We start from the raw sequence: 6,138 nt of genomic DNA, 5'->3' as shown, positions 1-6,138 counted from the left end.
GAGGAAATACTCCATCCCCTTGCCGGCATAATCGATCCCGACAATACCAATGCCTGTAATCCAGAGCGCGACAAGTGCAAGCGATACGGTTTTTTGAAGACTGTCCATGTGCGCGTCATCATGGTGACCTGATGCATCGCCCTTCAGGAGTTGCTTGACCATTGCAATGTCACTGGTCAAAACCAGCCCGATTGCCACGCAGCAGGCGATAAGATGAAAATATACAACGCCCAAACGCACATATTCCACGGTGGACGAAGAAAACATACTAAGTTCCATGGTGACCTCTTGGTTGTAATAGTGAATCGACTTGGCTCTCGGCACGGCATAATTGGAGTTTGCCGTTGCTGATGGCAGTCAAGATCCAGTAATTACTATTAATTAATCTTGCGGCATGACGCGGCCAAGATAATAGTGATTTTCACGAATGAACTTTTAATCATTCGATTATTTTAATTTTCAGGTAACAACAAACATCATCCGCACTGGGTGCCTATGAGGTTTGACTTCCGCTTCTGGGGGGCAGGCGAGGCCCGGAACCCTGTCGGCGAGCGGATCAGGCAATGCTGGTGGGGGCGGCAGGGCTTGCACCCCATTCGAGGAAACGGATCTTGTGAACCTCACCCTCGCTGTCTTCGTAGACCAGGGTCACCGGTACCACGCCGGTCTTGTCGGATGTATCGGTGCGCTGCAGTACGCGTTTCACATCGATGTCCATCCCGTAGTGGTATTCAACGGCCGAGACATGCGCGCCGGGTTCTTGCAGGCTGTTCTGGTCGAAGACACTGGGTGCGAGACTGGAAATCACGGCACTGACAATTGTGGCCATGCTCATAAGGCTGTACCTCTTCTGTAGTTCGCTTGACAAGGACCTAATGTGACACGTGATGAGAGTGAAGTTCACTGCACCGCGACGAACGTGCCTGCCTGAAAAGCCTGTAGTGGCTGCAAACTCCCGGCAATTCCCCGCGCTTGACGCCTCTCGACCATTCGTCCTTTAAACCCCGTATTTGTTGGTCAAAGTCCGTTTCTGAAGGAGGTCATGACATGTCATGACGGATTTTTCGCGCGGTGGTTGTGACAGTACCTGGACCGAAAACGCCTGCTATCGAGCCAGGGGGAAATATCGGGTATTGGCCGATTGTTGCCTTTCACCACCGGTTGAATCCACAGCCGAAAGCAGCCTGTCAGTCAGGGAATAGCTGAAGGGTATTCAGGGTGATGGTGGTCGGTGGCTACGGAAATTTCGGTAGCATCGTTTGCAGGCATTTGGCGGTGATGCCAGATGTGGAACTGGTGATCCGGTTAATGCGTGTGAGGGCGTTCATAGGGGCGCTTTCAAAAAACGCTGTTCATGATCAGGCTCCGGCAATAGGCACGTGTCGTATTTCCCGAAGAGCCGATAACGATTAAGCGCAATGCGGTCGTATGCCCAATTTCGAAGTTTGCGAGGGAAGATGCGCAACAGGTTCACGGGGCGCCAGAGTGCGGAAAACTGGGCGATGATTTCGAAAAATGCATCCGAACGGTCCCAGTAGTGTCGGTCGCGGATCACCGCCATGGTGTCGAATTGATCCACGGGCAAACCTGCCCACGCGAGCAGAACCTGCCCCTCGGGTGACTGAACCGCCGCCAACCGCACTCGCCGCTGGCGGTCATGGCGAATCAAGAACCTCACCCAGCCATTGCACAGCTTGCAGACACCGTCGAACAGGACCACCGTTTCTCCTGGTTTGAGCAGTGGCGCGGGTGAGGGGCGGATTTGCGAGGCTGGCATAAGCGTGGGTCCAAGGGATCCTGGTTATCCCGGATCATAACCACGTGCCAGCGTTAAAGTCTGCATTTGGCTGTGGATTCAACCGGTCGATGCAACACAGCTGAATTCTGTGTAAGCAGAAGGAGTATTGCCGCAGTCCTCAGTCGCCTGTGGAAAGGCCATGCTTGTGTGCGTAGGCGTACAGATCTACGCGGTTCGTCAGGCCCAGCTTGCTGTAGATCGATGTTAAATGGTTGCGCAGCGTGTGCTCGCTGATGTGCAACTTCTCGGCCACCAACTTGCCAGGGGCTGAGGGGTCGCTGGCCAGCGATGCAATGGTTTGCTGCTCGCGGCGCGTTAGCTTGGCGATTTTTTGTTGCTCCGGGTCAATATCGCGTTCGGCTTTCTTGCGCGCCAGTTCAAGGAAGATACGGCTGGTCGCATTGCGGTCAATCCAGAGTTCGCCGTCATGCACTTTTTCTATGGCTTTGAGCAATGTCGATGCGGAGGCCGACTCCCGCTTATCCACCACGCCACGTGCGCCCGCCAGCACCGCTCTGTCATGCAGCGCCACGTCGCTCGACCCTGTCACTACCAGAATCCTGGCTTTGGTCTGGCTGTGCAAGTCGACCAGCGACTCGATACAGTCCTCGCTGTCCAGGTCCAGCACCACCACATCTGGCGCGTATTGGTGAAGCGAAAGCAGGTACTCCGCCACCGACGCCACCGAGCCCGCCAGCGTCAACCTCGGTTGAGCGCTTTCCACCAGACGCTCAAGGCCCCAGGCCACGAGCGGTAGAGCTACTAACAGGACTTGAATTGGCATGCGGGTCGCTGCCTCTTTAGGCGGGTTGTGTTAGCTGATCATGATAGCAATCGTTGCAGCCTGTAGCTTTTTTCTATAACGCTTCAGGTAGCCCCTCCCATGACATTTGTCCCGTAAAGCCCTGTTTTCATGGCTGATTGACTCCCAGAAAAAAGGGATAGCGCTCCCATGTATAAAACAGCGGTCGTTTTTAGACTGCCACCATGAAAGGCACATACCGAATTGAGCCCCGTGAACAAATCACCCTGCCGCTGCAACTGATCGGCGGGGGCAACGGTGTCACCCGTGACATCAGCGCCTCCGGTTTGTATTTCGAAACCGATAGTGAGCTGCAGGTGGGTAGCTTGATTGACTTCGAGATCGAACTCGACACTCCCGGCGGCCCCATGAAGTTCAAGGCTCAAGGACAAATTGTGCGCATTGAGCCACAAGGCGGCAGGACCGGGGCGGGCGTGAAGCTGCTGGCCAGCCGGCTGGTGCCGGTGGAATGAGGTTTTCGTGGGTTGAGGAAGAAGCGCTTGTGGCTGTTAGCGGCCCACGGCGGTTTTTTGCTCAGGGTGACATTCTTGGGAGAAAGACATGGCTAGCACTACAACTACCAGCGGCGGAACCGTTACCTCGTTTTCCAACACGCCGCAGGCGAAGGATGACATCTTCACCACCACTGAAAATCTGTTGGGGGTCGTGTATTGGGACGTCATGTCCAATGACCTCGGTGGCAACGCGAAGACACTCTGGTCACTCGACAACGCGGACAGTCTTTCTACTGCCACCAAGGCTTATGCTCCGGCCGACCTCCTGACCCAGGATACGGCGAGGGCTGAGGCGGCGAGTTCTGACACCAGTTTGAATGGTGCAAAGATCTGGATCACCTCGGACGGCAAGGTCGGCTACGACGCCACTACTTTCTCGTCTGCTTTCAAGGCACAACTCCAGGCGCTGGCTACTGGCGAGCTCCTGACGGACAGCTTTACCTATGCGATTCGTCTTGGCAACGGAACGCTCAGTTGGGCCACCGCGACGGTGCAGTTTTCGGGCGTGAATGATGGTATGACGATCAGCATCGGCGCGCAGGCCGGCACGGTGACCGAAGACGCCGACACCACGGCGAGCACGACCGACTCGCAGACAGCCAGCGGCACGATTGTCTTTGACGATGTCGACCTGAGTGACACGCACATGGCGACGTTCGCGCCGGCGGCGGGCAACGCTACTCATCTTGGTACGTTCGTACTCTTGCCGGTAAGCGAAGCAGCGAATGCAGCCAACGGTTCGGTGCAATGGACGTACAACCTGAGCAATGCGGCGGCGCAGTACCTGGCCCAGGGACAGACAGTCACCGAAACTTACCTGGTCACCATCAACGATGGTCATGGTTCGTCGGTAACGCAGAATGTGACCATCACTATCACCGGCACCAATGATGTGCCGACGGTGACGGCGGCAGAAATCGAAAGCGGGACGGTGACTGAAGACGGCACCCCGCTGGCCAGCGGCAGCTTCGCCTTCGGCGACGTGGACCTGGCCGATGACGCCCATGTGGCCAGCGTGAGCGCGCCGGCCGGTGCGCTGGGTACGCTGGTGGCCACTGTCAGCAACGAGAGCACCGGCGACGCTACGGGCAGCGTGGGCTGGACCTACACGCTGAACAACAGCGCGGCGCAGTACCTGGCTGGGGGCCAGACCAAAACCGAAGTGTTCACGGTGACGCTGACCGATGACTTCGGGGCGACGGTGACCAAGAACGTGACGATCACCCTGACCGGCACCAACGACGCGCCGACGGTGACGACGGCAGAGGTCGAAAGCGCTGCGGTGACCGAAGACGGCACCCCGCTGGCCAGCGGCAGCTTCGCCTTCGGCGACGTGGACCTGGCCGATCACGCCCATGTGGCCAGCGTGAGTGCGCCGGCCGGTGCGCTGGGTACGCTGGTGGCCAGTGTGAGCGACGAGAGTACCGGTGATGCGGTGGGTAGCGTGGGCTGGAGCTATACGCTGAACAACAGCGCGGCGCAGTACCTGGCCGCAGGTCAGACCAAGACCGAAGTGTTCACGGTGACGCTGACCGACGACTTCGGGGCGGCGGTGACCAAGGACGTGACGATCACCCTGACCGGCACCAATGACGCGCCGACCGTGACGGCGGCAGAAATCGAAAGCGCGGCGGTGACCGAAGACGGCACCCCGGTGGCCAGCGGCAGCTTCGCCTTCGGCGACGTGGACCTGGCCGATCACGCCCATGTGGCCAGCGTGAGTGCACCGGCCGGTGCGCTGGGTACGCTGGTGGCCACTGTCAGCGACGAGAGCACCGGCGACGCGGTGGGCAGCGTGGGCTGGAGCTATACGCTGAACAACAGCGCGGCGCAGTACCTGGCCGCGGGCCAGACCAAGACCGAAGTGTTCACGGTGACGCTGACCGATGACGTCGGGGCGACGGTGACCAAGGACGTGACGATCACCATCACCGGCAGCAACGACGCACCAGTGCTCAGCTTCGCGACGGGCAATGCTGCCGGCGCGGTGCAGGAAGACACCACGCTCAGCGTCAACGGCCAGTTCAGTTCGGCTGACATCGATCACGACGCCACCGCCACTTGGAGCATTGCCGGGCCAAATACCGGCACCTTTGGCTCGATCGCGGTGGACAGCAGCGGCCAGTGGACCTACACCCTGGCTAATGGCAGCGACGGGGTTGCCAGTGCGGTGCAGTCGCTGAAGGCGGGCGAGAGTCACAACGAAGTGTTCAGCGTGCAGGTCAGCGATGGCCTCGGCGGCTTGGACACCCAGCTGGTGACCGTCACCATTACCGGCAGCAACGACGCGCCCGTGCTCAGTTTCGCGACCGGCAACGATGTTGGCAGCGTGCAGGAAGACACCACCCTCAGCGTCAGCGGCCAGTTCAGCTCGGCCGACATCGATCACGACGCCACGGCGACCTGGAGCATTGCGGGTACGGATACGGGCACCTACGGCTCGATCGCCGTGGACAGCAGCGGCCAATGGACGTACATCCTGGCCAACGGCAGCGATGGCGTTGCCAGTGCGGTGCAGTCACTGAAGGCGGGCGAGAGTCACAACGAAGTGTTCAGCGTGCAAGTCAGCGACGGCTTGGGTGGCGTCGACACCCAGTTGGTGACCGTCACCGTCACCGGCAGCAACGACGCGCCAGTGCTCAGCTTCGCGACGGGCAATGCGGCCGGCGCGGTGCAGGAAGACACCACCCTCAGTGTCAGCGGCCAGTTCAGCTCGGCCGACATCGATCACGATGCCACGGCAACCTGGACCATCAATGGCGCGTCCACCGGCACCTACGGCGCAATCGCCGTGGACAGCAGCGGCCAGTGGACCTACACCCTGGCCAATGGCAGCGACGGAGTTGCCAGTGCGGTGCAGTCGCTGAAGGCGGGCGAGAGCCATGATGACGTGTTTACGGTGCAAGTCAGCGACGGCCTGGGCGGCGTCGACACCCAACTGGTGACCGTCACCATTACCGGCAGCAACGACGCGCCGGTGCTCAGCTTCGCGACCGGCAACGATGTTGGCACCGTGCAGGAAG

At 59.4% G+C, this 6,138-nt stretch carries 5 protein-coding genes and 1 pseudogene; 2 read left to right on the top strand and 4 right to left on the bottom strand.

The window, feature by feature from the left end; translation table 11 throughout:
• The 4 genes and pseudogenes from AC1DWG_RS30300 to AC1DWG_RS30285 form a co-directional block, all read right to left on the bottom strand.
• Positions 1–279 (bottom strand): annotated as a pseudogene (locus tag AC1DWG_RS30300) (hypothetical protein); the annotation flags it as partial.
• 277 nt (positions 280–556) lie between these two features.
• Positions 557–835: a DUF2790 domain-containing protein gene (locus tag AC1DWG_RS30295; RefSeq protein WP_477765323.1), complete on the bottom strand. Its 279-nt coding sequence runs from the start codon at positions 833–835 to the stop codon at positions 557–559.
• Between the two features lie 489 nt (positions 836–1,324).
• A complete protein-coding gene (locus AC1DWG_RS30290; protein WP_477756560.1) occupies positions 1,325–1,777 on the bottom strand; it encodes a thiol-disulfide oxidoreductase DCC family protein in 453 nt (150 codons plus the stop codon).
• 139 nt (positions 1,778–1,916) lie between these two features.
• Positions 1,917–2,582, bottom strand: coding sequence for a LuxR C-terminal-related transcriptional regulator (locus AC1DWG_RS30285; protein ID WP_477765554.1), 666 nt, complete (start codon positions 2,580–2,582; stop codon positions 1,917–1,919).
• Between the two features lie 203 nt (positions 2,583–2,785).
• On the opposite strand from AC1DWG_RS30285, the gene AC1DWG_RS30280 reads away from it, so the two are divergent.
• On the top strand, positions 2,786–3,073 hold the full coding sequence (locus AC1DWG_RS30280) for a PilZ domain-containing protein (protein ID WP_477760170.1): 288 nt from the start codon (positions 2,786–2,788) through the stop codon (positions 3,071–3,073).
• Between the two features lie 88 nt (positions 3,074–3,161).
• On the top strand, positions 3,162–6,138 hold a 2,977-nt coding region (locus AC1DWG_RS30275; protein ID WP_477788760.1), incomplete at its 3' end, for a beta strand repeat-containing protein.

The sequence above is a fragment of the Pseudomonas sp. P4_B3 genome, from assembly GCF_056402295.1.
Note: the sequence above shows the minus strand (reverse complement) of the source record. Positions and strands in the feature narration are given on the sequence as shown.